The following is a 22908-nucleotide window of genomic DNA, read 5'->3' on the forward strand; positions in this document are numbered from 1 at the left end:
TTAATTAAAGAATACTTTAACAAATCACGCTTAGTGATGATTTTTCGCGCGTAACATATGCAGCGTCTGGGTGTATAAGTCAGCGAGTATTTCATTTTTCTCGACATTCAGACGGCGCTGAACCTCAACGATTAAACGTTCATTGCTCACGGCCTCGTTCTCCATTCGCACCATATGTTCGATGTTTTTCAACAACGCAGAGTTAAATATAAATTCTGCTGGAATGGTGTTCTTTATCTGCATGGTTAATCCCGGGTTATTTTAGCCATAATCAACTAACAAAGATGAGTGATAACATCATCTTTGCTATACGGTTTTTTCACCATTTCAGAGAAATGGTGTGCAATTTTTAATTCATAAGAATTCGGTAATGCAGAGTAATCAAAACTTACGTAATAACTATAGTCACGATTTTCAGGATGTACAATTTTTGCAGAAAAATTTTGTACATTTAGTGTGTTTTTTTAACAAATAAATATAACCGTATGATTTTACATGTTTTATTGTGTAATAAAAATGTGAAAAACTTGTACAGGATTGACGCCAGCCCTGAAGAAAGAGCGTCATGACGCCAGGTAATGATTTGCAATGGAAAGGGGGAGCAGGAAAGAGGAGGAGAAAGGGGGAGGCGCTCCCCCTTCGAGTCAGGCGTTACTGTTTCGGTTCAGCGACGACGAAGCTCCCCACGCCGCGGTTGTTGTATTCCCACATGCGATTGAAGTTAGCGTCGTTCAGGTTACGCTGCGGGTTGCCTTTGGCATCCGCCGTTCCGGTATTGCCGCTGAACGGACGATTGGAACCGATCGCATCAGCCCACGGTTTGGCAATGTTAAAACCTTCGTTAATGACGCTGTCGCGAATAACGACCTGGCCATTGGTATTGCCGTCAACGTCTAACGAGCGGCCCAGCTGCGCGACGTTATCGCCGGACGCCGTAAAGCGGCTGTTGATCGCCAGGAAGCCGTAGGTCACGCTTTTCAGGGTGGCAGGGGCGAAAACGTAAGCCTCTTTCTGGGTGCGCGAGTTGACTACGCGGAAGTCGGTATTCTCAAACACGACCGCTCCGCGACCGGAAACGATGTCTACATCGCCTTCTATATAGCTGTTGCTGACCAGCGTACGGGTCTGGCGGTTATCCTGCAGGCGATTTTGCACGCCGCTGTTGGTCACGAAAAAGGTATTCTGGCGGCCAAGGATATTAACATTGTTAATCTGTACCCGATCGCCATCGTTACGCAGCGCCACCGCCTGATGCGTCCCCGCGTCAACGCTGTCGCCAAGGTTGTTGGCGATGGTCAGATTCTGCAGCTGCAGGCCGTTGTTCTGCGACCAGAATACCGCGGAACACATAACGCCAACGGTGGCGGCACGTCGGCTCTGGCAGCTGTCGTACATATACCAGGCCGGTTTACCCGGCATATATTTACCGCCCGGATTGACCTGGTGACGCCAGGAGACCGGATCCATTTCTGAATCAAGCGCTGTGCTGATTTTGACGTCAATCGGCTTCTCGCCGGTGCCGTACAGGGTCAGCGCGCCAGGCGCCGCCGGAACGTATACGGTGCCCGCATATTCGCCCGGCATAATGGCGATAAACTGACGACGGTTGGAGTGGCGGGTAATCGCCGCATCCACCGCGGCCTGAATGGTGGTATGCGTTACGCCCTGCGCGCCCGCGGGACCCACGACAAAATCCGGCTGCGCCGGCAGGCTGATGGCGGATGGGCTCCACGCCGCAGCGTTAGGATCCAGAGACTGGAAATAGCTCGCCGGTAAAAAGTTTTTTGCTTCATCGGCGGTTAAAACAGGACGAGAGGCCGTGCCCGGCGCAGTCTGCGTTGAGGGCTGTTGATCGGCAGGCGTCGAACTACAGGCGGACAACGTCACGCCAAAGGCCAGCGCCAGCGCCAGGCGGGAAACGGAATATGTGTTCATGTTGCTCCGGGCAAGAATAAATTAAGGGGATAAGTCCTTTAAAGCCTGCTGTTTTATACCAACTTAAGCGAAACGGGAAGATGTAGCGCAAAAAAGTTGCTTCCTTTACATATTCAGCGCCGGAAACGGGCCGCTTTTGATCACAAATAAATAACATTTGCCCCGGTCTGAGTTGACATTTCTCGTGGAATCAAAATAAATGTCTATACAACCCATGACAAGTTGACCGCAATGACACAGACTCTTTCCGAACGCGTAATCTGGCGAAACGTCCGCCTTGCTACACTCGACCCTCGATACGCCCGGCCTTATGGCCTGCTTGAGGACCACGTGCTGCTGGTGCGCGATGGCCGTATTGAGGCCATTGTGCCCGAAGGCGATGCGCCAGCCGGCCGAAGTATCGACCTCGGCGGCAGGCTGCTTACGCCGGGGCTGATCGATTGCCATACGCATCTGGTTTTTGGCGGCAGCCGGGCGCAGGAGTGGGAGCAGCGCCTCAACGGCGTTTCCTACCAGACCATTAGCGCAAACGGCGGCGGCATTAACGCGACCGTGCGCGCCACCCGGGAAAGCAGCGAAGCGGAGCTGCTGGCGCTGGCCCGCCAGCGGCTGGCTCGTCTGCTGCGCGAAGGCGTCACCACCCTGGAGATTAAATCCGGCTACGGGCTGGACCTTGAAAACGAGCGCAAAATGCTGCGCGTGATACAACAGCTTGCCGCGACGCATGCCGTGGAGATTTCGCCAACGCTGCTTTCCGCCCACGCCACGCCGCCGGAGTATCAAGGCGACCCGGACGGCTATATCGATCTGGTGTGCCAGACTATTCTCCCGGCGCTGTGGGAAGAGGGGTTATTCGAAAGCGTCGATGCCTTCTGCGAAAACGTCGGCTTTACCCCCGCGCAGACTGAACGGGTTTACAGTACGGCCCAGGCATTAGGTATCCCGGTAAAAGGTCACGTTGAGCAGCTCTCTTCGCTGGGCGGCGCCGAATTAGTGAGCCGCTATAAAGGCCTGTCCGCCGACCATATCGAATACCTGACCCCAGAGGGCGCGGCGGCGATGAGCCGCAGCGGCACCGTGGCGGTCCTTCTGCCCGGCGCGTTCTATTTCCTTAACGAAACCCGCAGGCCGCCGGTTGAACTGCTGCGCGAATATCAGGTTCCGATGGCGGTGGCGACGGACTACAACCCCGGCACCAGCCCCTTCGCCAGCCTGCATCTGGCGATGAATATGGCCTGCGTGAAATTTGGCCTGACGCCGGAGGAGGCGTGGGCAGGCGTAACCCGTCATGCGGCGCAGGCGCTGGGCCGTCAGGCGAGCCACGGCCAGCTGGCGGCGGGCTTCGTTGCCGATTTTGCTATCTGGGATGCGGCGCATCCGGTTGAGATGGTTTATGAGCCGGGGCGCAGTCCGCTCTGGCAGCGCGTGGTGCGAGGAGAGATCGTATGAAGCTATGGCAACCGACGCCCGCCGAGATTTGGCAGGGACGCGACGATAGCTCGGAGGCGGCCAACGCGCTGCGTCTGTTTCAGACTATCGCCCGCGTCGAACGTTTTGAACCGCAGGCGCAGCCCGGTGACATTGCTCTGCTGGGATTCGCCTGCGACGAAGGGGTTCGGCGTAATAAAGGACGAACCGGCGCTGCTAAAGGCCCGGAAATCCTGCGCCGGGCGCTGGCGAATATGGCCAGCCACGACGGCCACGACCGCTGCGTGGATATGGGGAGCGTCAGCGTAGAGGGCGACGCGCTGGAAGCGGCGCAGCAGGCGCTGCGCGAAGCGGTTACGGCCTGCCAACGCGCGGGCAAGCGTACGCTGGTGCTGGGCGGCGGTCACGAGACGGCTTTCGGCCACGGCGCCGGCGTGCTGGACGCGTTTCCCACAGATGAGGTTGGCATTATTAACCTTGATGCGCATCTGGACTTACGTATTGCCGACCGGGCCAGCTCGGGTACGCCGTTTCGTCAGCTGGCGCTGGCCTGTGAAGCGCAGCGGCGCGCTTTTCACTACACCTGTATCGGCGTGAGTTACGCCGCTAATACCCGGGCGCTGCTGGACGAAGCTGCCCGCCGCGAGGTGACGATCATTGACGATTTAGCGGTGCTCTCCGCCTTTGAAGCGCGGGTTATCCCGCAAATCGAGCATCTTATTGCCCGCTACGATCGCCTGTATCTGACTATCGATCTCGACGTGCTGCCCGCGCGTGAAATGCCCGCAGTGTCCGCGCCGGCCGCGCTCGGCGTTCCGCTGGCGACGCTGCTGCGCATCGTCGAGCCGCTGTGCCGCAGCGGTAAGCTCCAGGCGGTTGATCTGGTCGAGTTTAACCCGCAGTACGATATTGATAGCCAGGGAGCCCGCGCGGCAGCGCGTCTGGCGTGGCAAATCGCCCATTGGTGGCAATAGCGATTCAGTATATTCTGGACGTTTCGCTGCCCATTAGCACAAGGAAGCCCGGCCATGTTCTCATCGCAACCTCGTTCCGCGCCTGCGCCATTCTATGAAAAGGTGAAACAGGCTATTAGCGAAAAGATCCACAGCGGCGTCTGGCGGCCGCACGATCGCATCCCCTCGGAGGCGGAGCTGGTGGCGCAGTTTGGCTTTAGCCGTATGACCATTAACCGGGCGCTGCGCGAGCTGACCGATGAAGGCCTGCTGGTGCGATTACAGGGAGTGGGAACGTTCGTTGCGGAGCCAAAAGGGCAGTCGGCGCTGTTTGAAGTGCGCAGCATCGCTGAAGAAATCGCCTCTCGCCATCATCAGCACCGCTGCGAGGTGCTGCTGCTGGAGGAAACTCAGGCCGACCTGATTCAGGCCGCAGCGCTTAACGTAGCCGCCGGAACGCGCATTTTCCATTCGCTGATGGTGCATTTTGAAAATGAGATCCCGGTACAGATTGAGGACCGCTGCGTTAACGCCGCCGTGGTGCCGGACTATCTGCATCAGGACTACACCATCACCACTCCCCACGACTATCTGTCGCTGATCGCCCCCTTAACCGAGGGAGAGCACATTGTTGAGGCGGTGCAGGCTACGGCGGAGGAGTGCGCGCTGCTGCATATTCATGCCCACGACCCGTGTCTGCTGATCCGCCGCCGTACCTGGTCCACCACCCATATTGTCTCCCACGCGCGCCTGCTTTTCCCCGGCAGCCGCTACCGTCTCCAGGGCCATTTTGGCTCCTGAACGCTCTGCGCGTCGGCAAAACGTGATTGCTGACGCAATATAACAAAAATGTATCATTTCTGTTAAATCCTGTCTTGCGCATGCTTGTATAGACAAGTATATGTATTTACGTACACAACGTAAATTGTCAGGAGAACCCCCGATGTCGCAAAGCAAATACCGCCAGCAGGACGTACGTGCACCGCGTGGCACGACGTTAAATGCGAAGAGCTGGCTGACCGAAGCCCCGCTGCGTATGCTCATGAATAACCTCGACCCGGATGTCGCCGAAAACCCGCATGAGCTGGTGGTGTACGGTGGTATTGGACGCGCGGCGCGCAACTGGGAATGCTACGACGCCATCGTGAAGGCGTTGAAAAACCTCGAGAGCGACGAAACATTGCTGGTGCAGTCCGGCAAGCCGGTGGGTGTCTTCAAAACCCATGAAAACTCGCCGCGGGTGCTGATCGCTAACTCCAACCTGGTGCCGCACTGGGCAACCTGGGAACACTTTAACGAGCTGGATGCCAAAGGGCTGGCGATGTACGGCCAGATGACCGCCGGCAGCTGGATCTATATCGGCAGCCAGGGCATCGTGCAGGGCACCTATGAGACCTTTGTTGAGGCCGGTCGCCAGCACTATCAGGGTAGCCTGAAGGGCCGCTGGGTACTGACAGCTGGTCTGGGCGGCATGGGCGGCGCGCAGCCGCTGGCCGCGACCTTAGCGGGTGCCTGCTCGCTGAATATCGAATGCCAGCAGAGCCGCATCGATTTCCGCCTGCGTACCCGCTACGTTGATGAACAGGCGACGTCGCTGGATGACGCGCTGGCGCGCATTAAAAAATACACCGCCGAAGGTCGGGCGATCTCTATCGCGCTATGCGGCAATGCGGCGGAAATCGTGCCGGAAATGGTGAAGCGCGGCGTGCGTCCGGATATGGTGACCGATCAGACCAGCGCCCACGATCCGCTGCACGGCTATCTGCCGAAAGGCTGGACCTGGGAAGAGTATCAGGCTAAAGCCGAGTCTGACCCGCAGGGCACTATCCTGGCGGCAAAACGCTCAATGGCCGACCACGTGCAGGCGATGCTGGCATTCCACGAAATGGGCGTGCCGACGTTTGACTACGGCAATAACATTCGCCAGATGGCTCAGGAGATGGGCGTTGACGACGCGTTTGCTTTCCCGGGCTTCGTTCCCGCCTATATCCGCCCGCTGTTCTGCCGCGGCATCGGTCCGTTCCGCTGGGTTGCCCTGTCCGGCGACCCGCAGGACATCTATAAAACCGACGCGAAAGTGAAAGAGATCGTTAAAGACGATAAGCACCTGCACCACTGGCTGGATATGGCCCGCGAGCGTATCAGCTTTCAGGGACTACCGGCGCGTATCTGCTGGGTAGGACTGGAGTGGCGGCAGAAGCTGGGGCTGGCGTTTAACGAAATGGTGCGCAGCGGCGAAGTCTCCGCGCCGATCGTCATCGGCCGCGACCATCTTGACTCCGGCTCGGTCGCCAGCCCGAACCGCGAAACGGAAGCGATGCGCGATGGTTCCGACGCCGTTTCCGACTGGCCGCTGCTCAACGCTTTACTGAATACCGCCAGCGGCGCGACCTGGGTGTCGCTGCATCACGGCGGTGGGGTAGGGATGGGCTTTTCGCAGCACTCCGGCATGGTTATCGTCTGCGACGGTACCGATGAAGCGGCGGCGCGTATCGCCCGCGTTCTGCACAACGACCCGGCGACCGGCGTCATGCGTCATGCCGATGCGGGTTACGACATCGCTATTGAGTGCGCGATAGAACAAGGTTTGAATCTTCCGATGGTAGCAGCAACGCAGGGGCACGCTAAATGAACGCTTTAACACTGATTCCGGGCCAACTCAGCCTGTCGCAGCTGCGCGACGTCTACAGCCAGCCGCTGAACATTACGCTAGACGAAAGCGCGTTCGCGGCGATTGATGACAGCGTTGCCTGCGTCAACGCGATTCTGGCGGAAGGCCGCACCGCCTACGGTATCAACACCGGTTTTGGCCTGCTGGCGCAAACCCGTATCTCCACCGAAGACCTGGAAAATCTCCAGCGCTCACTGGTATTGTCGCATGCGGCGGGGATCGGCGAACCGCTGGATGACGATCTCGCGCGTCTGATTATGGTGCTGAAAATTAATAGCCTGTCGCGCGGCTTTTCCGGCATTCGCCTGAGCGTGATTCAGGCGCTGATCGGCCTGGTCAACGCCGGGGTAACGCCGTGGATCCCGGCGAAGGGATCGGTCGGCGCGTCCGGCGATCTCGCGCCGCTGGCGCATATGTCCTTAACCCTGCTTGGCGAGGGGAAAGCGCGGGTGCGCGGCGGGGAGTGGCTACCGGCGACGGAAGCGCTGCGTCAGGCGGGGCTTGAGCCGATTACTCTGGCGGCAAAAGAGGGGCTGGCGCTGCTCAACGGCACGCAGGCATCGACGGCGTTTGCCCTGCGCGGGCTGTTCGAAGCCGAAGACCTGTTTGCTTCCGCAGTGGTCTGCGGGGCGTTAACCACCGAGGCGGCGCTTGGATCGCGTCGTCCATTTGATCCGCGTATTCATGAAGCGCGCGGCCAGCGGGGGCAGATTGACGCCGCGGCGCTCTATCGCCACCTATTGACCGATGACAGCGCAATTTCCCAATCACACCATAATTGCACCAAGGTGCAGGACCCGTATTCTCTGCGCTGTCAGCCGCAGGTGATGGGAGCCTGCCTGACCCAGCTTCGCCAGGCGGCGGAAGTGCTGCTGGTTGAAGCCAACGCGGTCTCCGATAACCCGCTGGTATTTGCCAGCGAGAACGACGTTATCTCCGGCGGCAACTTCCACGCCGAACCGGTGGCGATGGCGGCGGATAATATCGCGCTGGCGATTGCCGAAATTGGCTCGCTGTCCGAGCGCCGAATCGCCCTGATGATGGACAGCCATATGTCGCAGCTGCCGCCTTTCCTGGTGAAAAACGGCGGCGTCAACTCCGGCTTTATGATCGCCCAGGTGACGGCGGCGGCGCTGGCCAGCGAAAACAAAGCGCTGTCGCATCCGCACAGCGTGGACAGCCTGCCGACCTCCGCTAACCAGGAAGACCACGTCTCAATGGCGCCAGCCGCCGGTCGCCGCCTGTGGGCGATGGCGGAAAATACCCGCGGCGTGCTGGCCGTAGAGTGGCTGGCTGCCGCGCAGGGTCTGGATATGCGTGAAGGCCTGACCAGCAGTCCGCTGCTGGAAGAGGCGCGCCACCTGCTGCGCGAGCGGGTGACCCACTACACCGAAGACCGCTTCTTCGCTCCGGATATCGAAAACGCCATTGCGCTTCTGGCCGCACGTCATCTTACGCGGCTGCTGCCTGCCGTGCTCTCAGACCAACGCTAAACCATCGCTGTTCTCTGTACCTGCGCCGGGAGGATATCTTCCTTCCGGCCACCCTACACGCATATTTGTCGTCGTATAAAAACTATCAGGACACTTGCATATGCAACAACAAAACAAGCCACACCTGCTGCGCGGGCTGAATGCCCGTCACATTCGTTTTATCGCGCTCGGTTCCGCCATCGGCACCGGGCTGTTCTACGGCTCGGCATCGGCGATCAAGGCCGCAGGCCCGGCGGTACTGCTGGCCTATCTGATTGGCGGCGCGGCGGTGTTTATCGTGATGCGGGCGCTGGGGGAAATGGCGGTACGCAACCCGGTTTCCGGCTCCTTCAGCAGCTACGCGCGACAGTATCTTGGCCCGCTGGCGGGGTTTATTACCGGCTGGACCTACACCTTTGAGATGGTGATCGTCGCCCTCGCGGACGTGACCGCTTTCGGCATCTACATGGGGCTGTGGTATCCCGATGTTCCGCGCTGGATCTGGGTGCTGAGCATTATCTTTTTTATCGGCGCCATGAACCTGTGCAGCGTGCGCGTTTTCGGCGAGATGGAGTTCTGGCTGTCGCTAATCAAAGTGGTGGCGATTATTGCCATGATTGTGGCGGGCGGCAGCATTATTTTCTTCGGATTCGGTAACGCCTTCCCGGCAACCGGGCTGGATAACCTATGGAGTCACGGCGGCTTTGCCCCTAACGGCTGGGAGGGGATCGTGGCTTCGCTCGGAATCGTCATGTTTGCCTTTGGCGGCGTTGAGATCATCGGCGTCACCGCTGCGGAAGCGAAGAATCCGCACAAGGTGATCCCGCAGGCGATCAATACGATTCCGCTGCGTATCGTGCTGTTTTATGTCTGCACCCTGGCGATTCTGATGGCGATTTTCCCGTGGAACAGCTTCGGCGAGCGAGGTAGTCCTTTCGTACTGATATTCGATGGCCTGGGCATTCCGGCAGCGGCCACCATTCTGAATATCATCGTCATCAGCGCCAGCATTTCGGCGATTAACAGCGATATTTTTGGCGCGGGGCGCATGATGTACGGTATGGCGAAAGAGGGGCTGGCGCCGAAGAGCTTCCAGCGCATCGCCAGCAACGGGGTGCCGTGGATGACGGTGGTGGTCATGGGCGTGGCGCTGCTGGCAGCGGTGGTGCTGAATTATCTGATGCCGGAGCAGGTGTTTGTGCTGATTGCCTCGCTGGCGGCCTTCGCGACGGTATGGGTCTGGTTAATGATCCTGCTGGCCCACTTTGCGATGCGTCGCGGTCTGTCCGCTGAGGAGCGTAGCGCTATCGCGTTTCCGGTGCCGTTCTGGCCGGTTGCGCCGCTGCTGACGCTACTGTTTATGGGACTGGTTATTGCGGTGCTGGGGATGGTGGAAGAGACGCGGATTGCGCTGATCGCCGGTTTGGTGTGGCTCGGCCTGCTGACGGCGGTGTGGTTCGCGCGGGTCAGAAAAAACGCCGTGCTGGCGGTGACGGAGTAGTTAATCTTCCCGGAGGCGGCGCGTTACGCCTGTCCGGGCTACGGGTCCGTATGGTTTGCGGATTTTGTAGCCCGGACCGGTGCGCAGTACCGCCTCCGGGATCGTTAGCTAAACAGGGCGGTAATCGACGCGCTGCCGAGGCTGTGGAAATGGACGTTAAAGCCGACCATCGCGCCGCTTGCGCCCTCATCGACTGCAATTTTTTCGACGTCCAGCGCGTGGACGGTAAAGATATAACGATGGGTCTCGCCCTTCGGCGGCGCTGCGCCGCCGTATCCGGTCTGACCGAAATCGGTACGAGTCTGAATCGCCTCTTCGGGCAGTTCGGCCTGGCCGGAACCGGCTCCCTGCGGTAACACGCGGGTATCGGCGGGAAGGTTGGCCACCAGCCAGTGCCACCAGCCGGAACCGGTCGGCGCATCGGGATCGAAACAGGTCACCACAAAGCTTTTAGTGCCGGCCGGCACCTCATCCCACGCCAGGTGCGGTGAAATATTATCGCCATCGTAGCCCATGCCGTTGAAGACATGGCGATTAGGCAGCTTCTCGCCGTCCTGCAAATCATGACTGATTAATTTCATCGTCTCTCCTCGCATTAATTCACTGATTAGCAAAGAAGTGTAGCGCGTGCGCCGCGCCTTTACCGTCTCTTATTCGCTAAAAAATGTTTCATCCTGAACGGCGATGTTAACCGCCCGCGTCAGGCGGCTTAGCTGCTCCGGCGTAATGATGTACGGCGGCATCAGATAGATCAGGCGACCGAACGGACGTATCCACACGCCTTGTTCGACGAAGAAGCGCTGCAGGGCGGCCATATTAACCGGTCGATGCGTCTCAACCACGCCAATCGCCCCTAAGACCCGCACGTCGGCAACCTGTTCAGATTCGCGCGCCGGGGCCAGCTCGGCGTTGAGCTGCACTCCGATCCCCGCCACCTGCTGCTGCCACTCGCCGCTTTCCAGCAGACGCAGACTCTCGGTCGCCACCGCGCAGGCCAGCGGATTGCCCATAAAGGTCGGTCCGTGCATAAAGCAGCCCGCTTCACCGTCGCTGATGGTTTCCGCCACCTGACGCGTGGTGAGGGTGGCGGAGAGCGTCATGGTACCGCCGGTTAGCGCTTTGCCAAGGCACAGAATATCCGCCGTAATCCCCGCGTGCTCGCAGGCAAACAGCTTACCGGTGCGGCCGAACCCGGTGGCAATCTCATCGGCGATCAGCAGGATACCTTCGCGATCGCACATTCTGCGGATCCGCCGGAGCCACTCGGGATGGTACATCCGCATTCCGCCCGCGCCCTGAACAATCGGCTCGAGGATCACCGCGGCGATTTCATGACGATGGGCGGCCATCAGTCGGGCGAACGGCGCCATATCCCGCTCATCCCAGTCGCCGTCGAAGCGGCTCTGCGGCGCCGGGGCGAAGAGGTTATCCGGCAAATAACCTTGCCACAGGCTGTGCATTGAGTTCGTCGGATCGCAGACCGACATCGCGCCGAAGGTATCGCCGTGATAGCCGTTGCGGAAGGTAAGAAAGCGCCGGCGCGGGTCGCCCTTCGCCTGCCAGTACTGTAGCGCCATTTTCATCGCCACTTCGACGGCAACGGAGCCGGAATCGGCGAGGAACACGCACTCAAGGCTTTCCGGGGTCATCGCCACCAGCTGGCGGCACAGGGCCACCGCCGAAGGGTGGGTTATCCCACCAAACATGACGTGCGACATCTGGTCGATCTGCGCTTTCATCGCCGCATTCAGGCGCGGGTGATTGTAGCCATGAATCGCCGCCCACCAGGACGACATGCCGTCAACCAGCTGCTCGCCGCCGGCGAGGGTCAGCTCGCAGCCGTGGGCGGCCACTACCGGATAGACCGGCAGCGGTGAAGTCATTGAAGTGTAAGGGTGCCAGATGTGGCGCCGATCGAAAGCGAGATCGTCCGTTGTCATAATCGACTTGTAAACCATTTTGAAAACATTTAGGTTTACAAGTCTACACTGAACTTACAATGAATCGTACACAAAATATTTCGCGCAGCATCGAGGCGGCAAACGAGAAAACCCCATGAGCAAAGTTCACTATGTGACTGGGGTGCGCGAGTGCAGCCAACAAAGAGGCTGTGTGAAATAGAACGTGTACGACTTTTGGAGAGGCTAATGGCTCACCACCCACGTTGGACAATGTCGCAAGTCACTGAGTTATTTAATAAACCATTTCTGGATCTGCTGTTTGAAGCGCAGCAGGTCCACCGTCAACACTTCGACCCGCGCCAGGTTCAGGTCAGCACGCTGCTGTCGATTAAGACCGGCGCCTGCCCGGAAGATTGCAAATACTGCCCGCAAAGCGCGCGCTATAAAACCGGCCTTGAATCCGAACGCCTGATGGAGGTTGAGCAGGTGCTGGAGTCGGCGCGGCAGGCGAAACAAGCCGGTTCAACCCGCTTCTGTATGGGCGCGGCGTGGAAGAACCCGAACGATCGCGATATGCCGTATCTTGAGCAGATGGTAAAAGGGGTGAAAGCGCTGGGGCTGGAGGCATGTATGACGCTTGGCACGCTGAACGAGAGCCAGGCGCAGCGTCTGGCCGGCGCCGGCCTGGATTACTACAACCACAACCTCGATACCTCGCCGGAGTTCTACGGCAATATTATTACCACCCGCACTTACCAGGAGCGCCTCGATACCCTCGACAAAGTGCGCGATGCCGGAATTAAAGTGTGCTCCGGCGGTATTGTCGGGCTCGGGGAAACGGTCAAAGACCGTGCCGGGCTGCTGCTGCAGCTGGCCAATCTGCCGACGCCGCCGGAAAGCGTGCCGATCAATATGCTGGTAAAGGTCAAAGGCACGCCGCTGGCGGATAATGACGACGTTGATGCCTTTGATTTTATTCGTACTATCGCCATTGCGCGCATCATGATGCCGACCTCGCACGTGCGCCTTTCAGCCGGTCGCGAACAGATGAACGAACAGACCCAGGCGATGTGCTTTATGGCCGGGGCGAACTCGATTTTCTACGGCTGCAAGCTGCTGACCACGCCAAACCCGGAAGAGGATAAAGACCTGCAGCTGTTCCGCAAGCTGGGGATCAACCCGCAGCAGACCGCGGTGCTGGAAGGCGATAACGCCCAACAGCAGCGCCTGGAGCAGGCGTTGATGAGCCCGGATACCGAGGAATATTACAACGCGGCGGCGCTATGAGCTGGCAGCACCGTATCGAACAAGCGCTGGCGGAGCGGCAGGCGGCGGATGCGTTGCGCCGTCGCCTGCCGGTGACCCAGGGCGCAGGACGCTGGCTTATTCGTGAAGGGCAGCGCTGGCTCAATTTTTCCAGCAACGATTATCTGGGCCTCAGTCAGCATCCGGCTATCGTCAAGGCCTGGCAGCAGGGCGCGGAGCGCTACGGCGTCGGCAGCGGCGGTTCCGGCCACGTCAGCGGCTACAGCGAGGCGCACCGCGTGCTGGAGGAGCAACTGGCCGACTGGCTGGGCTATCCGCGCGCGCTGCTGTTTATTTCCGGCTTTGCCGCGAATCAGGCGGTGATTGCCGCTCTCGCGGGCAAAGAGGATCGGATTGTCGCCGATCGTCTCAGCCACGCCTCGTTGCTGGAAGCCGCCAGCCTTAGCCCGGCGCAGCTGCGGCGTTTTCAGCACAATGACTCCCGACATCTGCGGGATCTGCTGGCGAAACCGCTATCCGGTCAGCAGCTGGTGGTGACTGAAGGCATTTTTAGCATGGACGGCGATAGCGCGCCGCTGGCGGAGGTTCAGCAAGCGTCGCGGGAGGCCGGGGCGCTTCTGCTGGTTGACGACGCGCACGGTATCGGCGCGCTCGGCGAAGAGGGGCGAGGCAGCTGTTATAGCCAGCAGGTTCATCCGGATTTGCTGATCGTCACCTTTGGTAAAGCGTTTGGCGTCAGCGGGGCGGCGGTCCTCTGTAGCGAAGCGCTGGCGGATTATCTGCTGCAGTTTGCCCGCCATCTCATTTACAGCACCGCCATGCCCCCGGCGCAGGCAGTGGCGCTCAGCGCCGCGCTGGGGGTGATACGTAGCGACGATGGCCGGCAGCGGCGGGAAAAGCTGGCTGGCCATATTGCAGATTTTCGCCGCGAAATGACCCATTATTCCGGCGAACTGACCCATTCTGACAGCGCGATTCAGCCGCTGATCGTCGGCGATAACGCTCGCGCGCTGCGGCTGGCAGCCTGTCTACGCGAGCGCGGCTGCTGGGCGACGGCAATCCGCCCGCCGACGGTTCCCGTCGGTAGCGCCCGCCTGCGCCTGACGTTGACCGCTGCGCACGATTCCGCCGATATTGCCCGGCTGCTGGAGGTACTGCATGACGGTGGTGAATAAACGCGCGGTAGCGGCGGCGTTTGGCCGCGCGGCGGGACAGTACGCCCGGCATGACGAATTACAGCGGCGTAGCGCCTCTCTGCTGCTGGCGCAGCTCGATATTAAAACCTTCCCCGAGGTGCTGGACGCGGGCTGCGGTCCCGGTAGCATGAGCCGCTTCTGGCTTGATGCGGGGAGTCGGGTGACGGCGCTGGACCTTTCCGTCGACATGCTGGCTGAAGCCCGCCGCGGCGGCTGCGCGCATCGCTACGTCGAAGGCGATATCGAAGCGCTGCCGCTGGCGGACGGCTGCGTCGACCTGGCGTGGAGCAACCTGGCGGTGCAGTGGTGCGACAACCTCGTCACCGCCCTTGACGAACTTTCCCGGGTGGTGCGACCCGGCGGACGCGTGGCGTTCAGCACCCTACTGGCGGGCTCTTTGCCGGAGCTGAACCAGGCCTGGCGCGCTATCGATGAGCAGCCGCACGCCAACCGTTTTCTCAGCGAGCAGGCGGTGCGTGATGCGCTGGCCGGTCGCCGCGCGACCGGCCGCGTCCATGCCATTACGCTGCCGTTTACCGATGCGCTCAGCGCGATGCGCTCGCTGAAAGGCATCGGCGCTACCCATCTGCACCACGGACGCAGCCCTGCGCCGCTCAGCCGCGGTAAGCTGCGGCAGCTTCAGCTCGCCTGGCCGCAGCAGCAGGGACAAAGTCCGCTGACGTACCAACTTTTTACAGGAGTCATCGAACGTGATTAAACGTTTTTTCGTTACCGGTACCGACACCGAAGTGGGGAAAACCGTCGCCAGCTGCGCGCTGCTGCAGGCGGCTAACCGCGCGGGATTTCATAGCGCGGGCTATAAACCGGTGGCCTCCGGCAGCGACCATACGGCGCAGGGATTGCGCAATGAAGATGCGTTGGCCCTGCAGCGCAATAGCCGCGCGGTGCTGAGCTACGAACAGGTTAATCCCTTTACCTTTGCCGAGCCGACCTCGCCGCATATCATTAGCGCCGATGAAGGGAGGCCGATTGACGCCGCCGCGATCTCTGCGGGTCTGCGCGAACTGGAGGAACGGTCTGATTGGGTACTGGTGGAAGGGGCGGGGGGCTGGTTTACGCCGCTGTCAGAAACGCTGACCTTTGCCGATTGGGTACAGGCGGAGCGGCTACCGGTGATTCTCGTCGTCGGGGTCAAGCTGGGGTGCATCAACCACGCGATGCTGACCGCTCAGGCGGTGCAGCAGGCCGGACTGCCGCTGGCGGGATGGATCGCTAACGATATCCAGCCGCCGGGCAAGCGTCACTCTGAATATCTGGCAACGCTAGAGCGCGTACTGCCCGCGCCGCTGCTTGGAGAAATTCCGTGGCTGGCGAATGCGCAGCAGCGCGAGGATCTCGGCCAGTATCTCGATCTCAGCGCGCTGGATCCGGCGTCATCCATTTTGCCAGCAGCGGCGCATCCAACTGCATAACGTCGCCCTGGGCCACGCTGCGTCCGCAGTGCAGGAGACAGAAACGATCCGCCACCCGACGGATAAACGGCAGGTGTTGTTCGGCGATCAGCACCGTCAGGCCAATATCGCGGTTCAACCGTACCAGTAAATCCCCGAGCTTGTGCAAAAAGCGCGGGCCGCCGCCGCGTGAGGGTTCGTCGAGGATCAGCAGGCGCGGGCGGGTTATCAACGCCCTCGCCAGCGCCAGCTGGTACTGGTCGTCGGCGGTCAGGGTAATCCCTTTACTTTGGCGCAGCGCGTAAAGCTCCGGAAAGAGCTCATAAATCTCTCCGGCCATGCCCGATGCGGATTCGCCGCCCGCAGCAAGGGCTATATGCAGATTTTCCTCAACGCTTAGCTGCGAAAAAATACGTTTATCCTGCGGGACGTAGCCTATGCCGATAGCGCTGCGCGACTGGGCGGAGAGCGGCATCAGGTCATAAGGAGCCGCCCCCGCGTCCTGCCAGGTCATACTGCCGCTGGCGACCGGCAGATGCCCGGTAATACAGTTAACCAGCGTGGTTTTACCCATGCCCTGACGCCCCATCACGCAGGTGCATTTCCCCGGCCAGAGTTCAAGGTCAACATTCCATAGCGTGTGCTGGCTTCCGTAATAGTGATTCACGGCACGTAGACTCAACATAGACGTTTTCTCCTTTCCTGAGATATCAGGCGACGAGAAGATGCTGCAAATCTCTTGCCAGGAAAAAGAACTCTCGGTTTTTGCCGTTGAATGCAGGCGGCGGCGTCAGAAAGCGGACGGCGCTTGCACTTTCCCGGTGCCCGCGCGCTGGAATGTGGTGCAAAAAATAATAAAAAATCCAGCTAATCTTTGCCGATAAACAGCAAAAAAAATTCAATAAATTTTTTTCGCAGCGGGTTTTGCCGGTCCGCTCGGTTTTGTTCGGGTGGCTTGGGTCAGGGGCTGCAGACAGTTATCCACTATTCCTGTGGATAACCTTGTGTATTAGAGTTAGAAAACTTGCGGTAAGCTAGAGACTACGCGGCCTGCGGGCGAATTGACGCGAAACCCGTCTTTTATTAAATTTCATTAAATTTCAAATGCTTAAATAAAAGCAATGCCTGTAAGAAAAGTGTCACCGGCTGCCATAAAACATTCATCCACTCGCTTGACAAATGTTAAATGTCAATACTTTCTGGGGATAACCCCACAGAGTGGTGGATTATGCGCAAAAGCGCTATTTATTCGTCTATTCTGACGGCAAAAAGGGCTGATTCGCCCGGATACGATAATAGGATACTGTTTTTATATCCAGTATTTTTTATTGGCAAAAGCTGTGCTGGCGAGTAGAATTAAAGACCTGCCGTTCAACCCTTCTTCAGGTCCTGATAGATGAGTAAACCGTTCAAGCTGCATTCTGCTTTCCGTCCCTCCGGCGACCAGCCGGAAGCCATTCGTCGCCTGGAAGAGGGGCTGGAAGATGGCCTGGCGCATCAAACGCTGCTCGGGGTGACCGGCTCAGGTAAAACTTTTACCATCGCCAACGTCATTGCCGACCTGCAGCGCCCGACGATGGTGCTGGCGCCGAACAAAACGCTGGCGGCGCAGCTATACGGCGAGATGAAAGAGTTCTTCCCGGAGAACGCGGTGGAGTATTTCGTCTCGTACTACGACTACTATCAGCCGGAAGCCTATGTGCCAAGCTCGGACACCTTCATCGAGAAAGATGCTTCGGTAAACGAACATATTGAACAGATGCGTCTGTCGGCAACCAAAGCGCTGCTGGAGCGTCGTGACGTGGTGGTGGTTGCCTCGGTCTCCGCCATCTACGGTCTCGGCGATCCGGACCTCTATCTGAAGATGATGCTGCACCTGACGGTCGGCATGATCATCGACCAGCGCGCCATTTTGCGCCGCCTGGCTGAACTGCAGTATACCCGCAACGATCAGGCCTTCCAGCGGGGTACCTTCCGCGTGCGCGGCGAGGTGATCGATATCTTCCCGGCGGAGTCTGACGACGTCGCGCTGCGCGTAGAGCTGTTCGATGAAGAAGTCGAGCGCCTGTCGCTGTTCGACCCGCTCACCGGCCACATCGAGTCGACGATCCCGCGCTTTACCGTCTACCCGAAAACCCACTACGTCACTCCGCGCGAACGTATTGTCCAGGCGATGGAAGAGATCAAAACCGAGCTGGCGGAGCGGCGTAAGGTGCTGCTGGAAAACAATAAGCTGCTGGAAGAGCAGCGCCTCAGCCAGCGTACTCAGTTCGATCTCGAAATGATGAACGAGCTAGGCTACTGCTCGGGGATTGAAAACTACTCGCGCTATCTGTCAGGGCGCGGGCCGGGCGAGCCGCCGCCGACGCTGTTCGACTACCTGCCGGCTGATGGTCTGCTGGTGATTGATGAATCCCACGTCACGATTCCGCAAATCGGCGGCATGTACCGCGGAGACCGGGCGCGTAAAGAGACGCTGGTGGAGTACGGTTTCCGTCTGCCGTCCGCGCTGGATAACCGTCCGATGAAGTTTGAAGAGTTTGAGGCCCTGGCGCCGCAAACGATCTACGTTTCGGCAACGCCGGGCACCTATGAGCTGGATAAATCCGGCGACGAAGTCGTCGACCAGGTTGTCCGCCCGACCGGGCTACTGGATCCGGTCATCGAAGTGCGCCCGGTAGCCACTCAGGTCGACGACCTGCTGTCGGAAATTCGCCTGCGTACCGCGATCAACGAGCGCGTATTGGTCACCACGCTGACCAAACGGATGGCGGAAGACTTAACCGAATATCTGGAAGAGCACGGCGAGCGGGTGCGCTATCTGCATTCGGATATCGATACCGTCGAGCGTATGGAGATTATCCGCGATCTGCGCCTCGGCGAGTTTGACGTGCTGGTAGGGATCAACCTCCTGCGTGAAGGTCTGGATATGCCGGAAGTCTCGCTGGTGGCGATCCTGGACGCCGATAAAGAAGGCTTCCTGCGCTCTGAACGCTCGCTGATTCAGACCATTGGCCGCGCGGCGCGCAACATCAACGGTAAAGCGATTCTCTATGGCGATAAAATTACGCCGTCAATGGCGAAAGCGATCGGTGAAACCGAACGTCGCCGCGAGAAGCAGCAGGCCTATAACGAAGAGCACGGTATTGTTCCGCAGGGGCTGAATAAGAAAGTGGTCGACATTCTGGCGCTCGGTCAGAATATTGCCAAAACGAAAACTAAGGGGCGCGGCAAGTCTCGCTCGCCGGTTGAGGCGGATGTCGTGGCGCTCACGCCGAAGGCGTTGCAGCAGAAGATCCACGAGCTGGAAGCGCAGATGATGCAGCACGCGCAGAATCTGGAGTTCGAAGAGGCGGCGCAAATTCGCGACCAGCTTCATCAGCTGCGCGATCTGTTTATCGCCGCTTCGTAGCGGAGTTGCCAGATAAATATCGCCCGGGCTTTACCGGTGCTTCAGGGGGGGGACGGGCGGTGTTTTTCGTGGGGCGGGTAAGGCGTTAGCCGCCACCCGAGAGAAAAGCGAGCGCATGAGCCAAAATGAGGCGCAACACGTTTTGTCTATTTATTGCCCCTCTGTCGCGATTTTCCGTGATGCTTAATGTTGGCTTAATATTGTTTGGCGAAACTATCCTCAATCTACTGAGGATAGCGCCATGCAAAAATTAACCTTCCGCGAATATCTGGCAGTCACCTGCGCTTTTGTTATCGTCGTTGCCTTTTTTCATCAATGGGTGCTGACGTTCTGACGGACCGTGTCGGGAAAAAGCACCCACGCGCGAACGCCGGGCCCGGGCTGACGGTTATGTAAAAAGAACTGGGCGTCGTGCAGCTGGGCGATGCGGGTGACGATGCTTAACCCGAGCCCGATACCACCGTAGCGGCTGTCCATGCGGACGAACGCTTTGCTCAATTCACCGCTTTTGGCCTCATCAATGCCCGGACCTTCATCTTCTACCGCCAGAACCGGCGTGGAGCCGGGGGCTATCGACACTTTAATCGTCGAACCCGTCGGGCTGTAACGATGCGCGTTTTCTACCAGATTGCGTAAAATCACCTGCACCAGCGTGGCGTCACCTGACACTATCGCTTCACCCTCTTTGTCGCTGACCACCAGCTTTTGCTGACGCTGTTCCAGCATCGTCTCCAGTTCGCTGCGCAGCGGCTCGATCACATCTTCCTTCAGCCTGACCTGCTGATAGCTGCCGGCGGAGAAAGACTGGCCGACCCGCGCCAGCTGAAGCAGTTGATTAATGCTGTTGGTCATCTGATCGAGGCGCTGGATCAGCGGGGCGACGCTAACGCCATGCACTTTCGCCAGCAGCTCCAGATGCAGACGCAATCCGGCCAGGGGCGTGCGCAGCTCATGGGCGACGTCGGCGGTAAACAGGCGCTCGCGATCGAGCGTTAAGTTAAGGCGGGAGACCAGCTGATTAATCGCGGTAGTGACCGCGGTGACTTCGGGCACCGACTCTTGCAGGGCGATAGGCCGCAGGTTATCCGGGGTACGGCTTTCAAGTTCCTGCTGGAGGCGGGATAGCGGCCTGGTGATTTTTTTCACCGCCAGCAGGGAGATATAGAGCGCCAGGCCGATAATCAGCAGGCTCGGGATCAGCAGACTGGCTACCGCTTCACGAACCTCATGCTCAATATGCTTCTGATTATTATGACCTTCGATGGCGCTGGCCACCAGCAGCTGAATCTGTTCCTGGCTTTCATGCCACAGCCAGAACACGCTGATGAGCTGGCAAACCGCCAGTATCGCGCCAATGGTCAGCAGCAGCCGATGGCGCATGGTCCAGTTTTTACTGACAAACAGAGCCATAGCGTTATTCGGCTCCTGCATTATCGACCAGCATATAGCCGAAGCCGCGGACGGTGCGGATCCGCGATTTACCCACCTTATCGCGTAAATTATGGATATGCACTTCCAGCGTATTAGTGGCCGGTTCGTTGTCCCAGCTGTAGATATCGTTATAAAGAATTTCGCGGTGTACCGGACTGCCCGCCTTCATCATCAGGCGGGAGAGCAGCGCGTACTCTTTCGGGGTTAGATCCAGGGACTGTTCGCCGAGCCAGACCAGCCGCCGGGTGACGTTCAGGCGCAGGTTACCGATAGTCAGCTCGTTATCGCCCTGATTGTTGTGGCGACGCAGCAGGGCGCGGATGCGCGCGTTAAGCTCTTCAAGAGCGAAGGGTTTAACCAGATAGTCATCCGCGCCGGTATCCAGGCCGCTAATACGTTCATCGACGGTATCGCGGGCGGTGAGGATCAGCACCGGCTGGCTAAACTTCTCTCGCCGCATGCGTGCCAGAAAGTGCAGGCCGTCCTCATCGGGCAGCCCGAGGTCAAGCACCACCAGACTGTAGTGGTTGCTGGCCAGCGAGAGCGCGGCTTCGTGGGCGGTAGAGACGCCGTCGCACACGTAGCCCTCGCTTTGCATCGCCAGAATTAATCCTTGTAACAGGAGCGCATCGTCTTCAATGACTAAAATTTTCATCGGCCTGCCTCTCTACATGGCGTTAAAATATCGTCTGTTGCCTGGTACTCGTGAGTGCTGACCCCGAGCAGACCGAGCAGGGTGGAGAAAAGGTTATCCTGCGAATACGTTTGGGTTTTCGCTTTTTGCTGCAAACACTGGCTGGAGACCCCATAGCGCTGTTGATAATCCGCTGACAACCACAGCAGCATGGGCACATGTTTTTGCGTATCCGGCGCTATGGACCACGGCAGCCCGTGCAAATACACCCCATCCTCGCCAAGCGACTCTCCGTGATCTGAGAGATATACCAGGCTGGTGGTAAATTTATCCTGCTTCGACTGCAGTAATTTTATCGCTTTGTCGACCACATAATCGACATACAAAATCGTGTTGTCGTAGGTATTAGTGAGCTGTTGCTGGGTGCAGCTCTGGATCTCATTGGTATCGCAGGTCGGCGTAAACTGTTTAAACTGCGCCGGATAGCGATTGTAGTAGGTCGGCCCGTGGCTGCCGATGGTATGCAGAACGATAATCCCGTCCTGCTGTAGATTATCGATATAGCTATCCAGATTATGGAACAGCACTTCGTCGTAGCACTCGCCGTCGATGCACTGGCCGTTCAGCTTAAGATCGGTGACGTTTTCGTGCGGCACCCGGTCGCAGGCCCCTTTACAGCCGCCGTCGTTGTCATTCCACTGCACTTTAATTCCCGCCCGTTGCAGGATATCCAGCACGCCTTCCTGATGATGCGCCAGCTCTTCATCATAGTGGGCGCGCGGCATATTGGAGAACATGCAGGGGACGGAAACCGCGGTAGCGGTGCCGCAGGAAGTCGTATTAGCGAAATAGATCACGTTATCCTGCTTCAGACGCGGGTTGGTCTCGCGAGAGTAGCCGTTCAGGGAGAAGTTGGCCGCCCGCGATGTTTCACCTAACACTACAATGGTCAGATTTTTCCGCGGCCCGCTGCGCATCTGCGGCTTCTGAACGGCGTCTTCGCCAATTTTGACCAGCGGAAGATTGTCCATTCTGTTATGCGCATACCATGAATTCACCGCCACAATGCTGTTTGACGGGCTCAGGGACTTTACCAGCTCTTTGTTGTTGCGAAACAGCGAAGCGTAATCTTTATAGAAGAGGGCGGCGACCAGAATAATCAGCAGCGCTGAAACCGCGATGCTCACCAGCCGTACGGCAAGACTGCGCCAAAGCGTCTGCGGCTTGCGAATTTTGATCCACCATGCCGCGACGACGGCCAGAATGCCGGAAAGCCCCAGTATCAGCACCATTTTCCCGGAGAGCAGCGCAAAGCTCTCCGCGGGCGTGGTATCGAAAATATTGGTAATCATCGCCCGATCGATAACCACCCCGAAGGTCCAGATAAAATACTGGGCCGAGGCGCTGAGCAAAATAAACAGGCTAACCACGAGGCGGTCGAGCTTCAGGAACGAGGCGAGAGTGGTGATGATATTCATCACGCTGATGGCCACTATCGGCATACTGAGGAATACCAGCCAGTTATGCAGACCGTTAACCGGCAGCAGGGTAAATGCCTGGCGATAGAAAGCAAGATTCAGCGCGAGGCCGATATAGCAGGCGAACAGAAGCAAATAGGCCGTACGGTTGAGTACCGGCCGACGTAAAGAAAATAACGACATAGCGAACGTCCACATGAAGAGATGTCCGCTATCCT

19 protein-coding genes are annotated in these 22908 nt (G+C 58.6%); 11 read left to right on the forward strand and 8 right to left on the reverse strand.

Features of this window, described 5'->3' with window-relative positions:
- Window positions 1-30: 30 nt before the first annotated feature.
- Both K2184_RS11440 and K2184_RS11445 read right to left on the reverse strand, forming a co-directional pair.
- Window positions 31-243 carry a hypothetical protein gene (locus K2184_RS11440; protein ID WP_004100392.1) on the reverse strand — a complete coding sequence of 71 codons (213 nt, stop codon included), beginning with the start codon at window positions 241-243 and terminating at the stop codon, window positions 31-33.
- 408 nt (window positions 244-651) lie between these two features.
- Complete coding sequence (locus K2184_RS11445; RefSeq protein WP_134882292.1) at window positions 652-1935, reverse strand: putative acyl-CoA thioester hydrolase; 1284 nt, start codon at window positions 1933-1935, stop codon at window positions 652-654.
- 231 nt (window positions 1936-2166) lie between these two features.
- On the opposite strand from K2184_RS11445, the gene hutI reads away from it, so the two are divergent.
- The 6 genes from hutI to K2184_RS11475 all read left to right on the forward strand — a co-directional run bounded on the left by hutI (window position 2167) and on the right by K2184_RS11475 (window position 9960).
- Window positions 2167-3384 carry an imidazolonepropionase gene (gene hutI / locus K2184_RS11450; protein ID WP_064370630.1) on the forward strand — a complete coding sequence of 406 codons (1218 nt, stop codon included), beginning with the start codon at window positions 2167-2169 and terminating at the stop codon, window positions 3382-3384.
- Window positions 3381-4337, forward strand: coding sequence for a formimidoylglutamase (gene hutG, locus K2184_RS11455; RefSeq protein ID WP_049593385.1), 957 nt, complete (start codon window positions 3381-3383; stop codon window positions 4335-4337). The genes hutI and hutG overlap by 4 nt, the downstream gene beginning before the upstream one ends.
- A 54-nt stretch (window positions 4338-4391) precedes the next feature.
- Complete coding sequence (locus K2184_RS11460) at window positions 4392-5117, forward strand: histidine utilization repressor (RefSeq protein WP_163525653.1); 726 nt, start codon at window positions 4392-4394, stop codon at window positions 5115-5117.
- Between the two features lie 142 nt (window positions 5118-5259).
- A complete protein-coding gene (hutU, locus tag K2184_RS11465) occupies window positions 5260-6948 on the forward strand; it encodes a urocanate hydratase (RefSeq protein WP_004100401.1) in 1689 nt (562 codons plus the stop codon).
- A complete protein-coding gene (gene hutH, locus K2184_RS11470; protein WP_024273935.1) occupies window positions 6945-8480 on the forward strand; it encodes a histidine ammonia-lyase in 1536 nt (511 codons plus the stop codon). The genes hutU and hutH overlap by 4 nt, the downstream gene beginning before the upstream one ends.
- Before the next feature lie 100 nt (window positions 8481-8580).
- Window positions 8581-9960 (forward strand): amino acid permease, encoded by a 1380-nt coding sequence (locus K2184_RS11475; protein ID WP_004111531.1) that lies wholly within the window; start codon window positions 8581-8583, stop codon window positions 9958-9960.
- 104 nt (window positions 9961-10064) lie between these two features.
- On the opposite strand, the gene K2184_RS11480 is transcribed toward K2184_RS11475, so the two are convergent.
- Window positions 10065-10541 carry a kinase inhibitor gene (locus K2184_RS11480; protein ID WP_016808907.1) on the reverse strand — a complete coding sequence of 159 codons (477 nt, stop codon included), beginning with the start codon at window positions 10539-10541 and terminating at the stop codon, window positions 10065-10067.
- A gap of 69 nt (window positions 10542-10610) precedes the next feature.
- Window positions 10611-11900, reverse strand: a complete 1290-nt coding sequence (gene bioA / locus K2184_RS11485) for an adenosylmethionine--8-amino-7-oxononanoate transaminase (protein WP_024273937.1) — start codon at window positions 11898-11900, stop codon at window positions 10611-10613.
- 207 nt (window positions 11901-12107) lie between these two features.
- Between bioA and bioB the strand changes: the two genes are divergently transcribed.
- The 4 genes from bioB to bioD are packed head-to-tail and all read left to right on the forward strand — an operon-like array spanning window position 12108 to window position 15756.
- Window positions 12108-13148 (forward strand): biotin synthase BioB, encoded by a 1041-nt coding sequence (gene bioB / locus K2184_RS11490; protein WP_049094976.1) that lies wholly within the window; start codon window positions 12108-12110, stop codon window positions 13146-13148.
- Complete coding sequence (gene bioF / locus K2184_RS11495; protein ID WP_049094977.1) at window positions 13145-14302, forward strand: 8-amino-7-oxononanoate synthase; 1158 nt, start codon at window positions 13145-13147, stop codon at window positions 14300-14302. The genes bioB and bioF overlap by 4 nt, the downstream gene beginning before the upstream one ends.
- Window positions 14286-15041 carry a malonyl-ACP O-methyltransferase BioC gene (gene bioC, locus K2184_RS11500; protein ID WP_049094978.1) on the forward strand — a complete coding sequence of 252 codons (756 nt, stop codon included), beginning with the start codon at window positions 14286-14288 and terminating at the stop codon, window positions 15039-15041. Before bioF ends, bioC begins: the two co-directional genes overlap by 17 nt.
- Window positions 15034-15756, forward strand: a complete 723-nt coding sequence (bioD, locus tag K2184_RS11505) for a dethiobiotin synthase (protein ID WP_049094979.1) — start codon at window positions 15034-15036, stop codon at window positions 15754-15756. Before bioC ends, bioD begins: the two co-directional genes overlap by 8 nt.
- Here bioD and K2184_RS11510 read toward each other — a convergent pair.
- Window positions 15698-16420, reverse strand: a complete 723-nt coding sequence (locus K2184_RS11510; RefSeq protein WP_004100417.1) for an ABC transporter ATP-binding protein — start codon at window positions 16418-16420, stop codon at window positions 15698-15700. The two genes, bioD and K2184_RS11510, sit on opposite strands and share 59 nt — an antisense overlap.
- Before the next feature lie 711 nt (window positions 16421-17131).
- Between K2184_RS11510 and uvrB the strand changes: the two genes are divergently transcribed.
- Window positions 17132-19147, forward strand: coding sequence for an excinuclease ABC subunit UvrB (gene uvrB / locus K2184_RS11515; protein ID WP_024273942.1), 2016 nt, complete (start codon window positions 17132-17134; stop codon window positions 19145-19147).
- Window positions 19148-19459: 312 nt separating this feature from the next.
- On the opposite strand, the gene pmrB is transcribed toward uvrB, so the two are convergent.
- The 3 genes from pmrB to eptA are packed head-to-tail and all read right to left on the reverse strand — an operon-like array spanning window position 19460 to window position 22873.
- Window positions 19460-20557: a two-component system sensor histidine kinase PmrB gene (pmrB, locus tag K2184_RS11520; protein ID WP_004111547.1), complete on the reverse strand. Its 1098-nt coding sequence runs from the start codon at window positions 20555-20557 to the stop codon at window positions 19460-19462.
- Between the two features lie 4 nt (window positions 20558-20561).
- Window positions 20562-21233, reverse strand: a complete 672-nt coding sequence (pmrA, locus tag K2184_RS11525) for a two-component system response regulator PmrA (RefSeq protein WP_004100425.1) — start codon at window positions 21231-21233, stop codon at window positions 20562-20564.
- Window positions 21230-22873, reverse strand: a complete 1644-nt coding sequence (gene eptA / locus K2184_RS11530; protein WP_024273943.1) for a phosphoethanolamine transferase EptA — start codon at window positions 22871-22873, stop codon at window positions 21230-21232. The genes pmrA and eptA overlap by 4 nt, the downstream gene beginning before the upstream one ends.
- Window positions 22874-22908 lie beyond the last annotated feature (35 nt).

Source organism: Klebsiella sp. K5-306, from assembly GCF_051835185.1.
In the GTDB taxonomy this organism is placed as follows: domain Bacteria; phylum Pseudomonadota; class Gammaproteobacteria; order Enterobacterales; family Enterobacteriaceae; genus Klebsiella; species Klebsiella oxytoca.

Coding starts and splice junctions, on each gene's coding strand:
- pmrA (WP_004100425.1), bottom strand. CDS start 21,233: ATGAAAATTTTAGTCATTGAAGACGATGCGCTCCTGTTACAAGGATTA.
- hutG (WP_049593385.1), top strand. CDS start 3,381: ATGAAGCTATGGCAACCGACGCCCGCCGAGATTTGGCAGGGACGCGAC.
- K2184_RS11475 (WP_004111531.1), top strand. CDS start 8,581: ATGCAACAACAAAACAAGCCACACCTGCTGCGCGGGCTGAATGCCCGT.
- K2184_RS11445 (WP_134882292.1), bottom strand. CDS start 1,935: ATGAACACATATTCCGTTTCCCGCCTGGCGCTGGCGCTGGCCTTTGGC.
- hutU (WP_004100401.1), top strand. CDS start 5,260: ATGTCGCAAAGCAAATACCGCCAGCAGGACGTACGTGCACCGCGTGGC.
- bioC (WP_049094978.1), top strand. CDS start 14,286: ATGACGGTGGTGAATAAACGCGCGGTAGCGGCGGCGTTTGGCCGCGCG.
- uvrB (WP_024273942.1), top strand. CDS start 17,132: ATGAGTAAACCGTTCAAGCTGCATTCTGCTTTCCGTCCCTCCGGCGAC.
- K2184_RS11460 (WP_163525653.1), top strand. CDS start 4,392: ATGTTCTCATCGCAACCTCGTTCCGCGCCTGCGCCATTCTATGAAAAG.
- K2184_RS11480 (WP_016808907.1), bottom strand. CDS start 10,541: ATGAAATTAATCAGTCATGATTTGCAGGACGGCGAGAAGCTGCCTAAT.
- pmrB (WP_004111547.1), bottom strand. CDS start 20,557: ATGGCTCTGTTTGTCAGTAAAAACTGGACCATGCGCCATCGGCTGCTG.
- bioA (WP_024273937.1), bottom strand. CDS start 11,900: ATGACAACGGACGATCTCGCTTTCGATCGGCGCCACATCTGGCACCCT.
- hutI (WP_064370630.1), top strand. CDS start 2,167: ATGACACAGACTCTTTCCGAACGCGTAATCTGGCGAAACGTCCGCCTT.
- bioF (WP_049094977.1), top strand. CDS start 13,145: ATGAGCTGGCAGCACCGTATCGAACAAGCGCTGGCGGAGCGGCAGGCG.
- K2184_RS11510 (WP_004100417.1), bottom strand. CDS start 16,420: ATGTTGAGTCTACGTGCCGTGAATCACTATTACGGAAGCCAGCACACG.
- hutH (WP_024273935.1), top strand. CDS start 6,945: ATGAACGCTTTAACACTGATTCCGGGCCAACTCAGCCTGTCGCAGCTG.
- eptA (WP_024273943.1), bottom strand. CDS start 22,873: ATGTCGTTATTTTCTTTACGTCGGCCGGTACTCAACCGTACGGCCTAT.
- K2184_RS11440 (WP_004100392.1), bottom strand. CDS start 243: ATGCAGATAAAGAACACCATTCCAGCAGAATTTATATTTAACTCTGCG.
- bioB (WP_049094976.1), top strand. CDS start 12,108: ATGGCTCACCACCCACGTTGGACAATGTCGCAAGTCACTGAGTTATTT.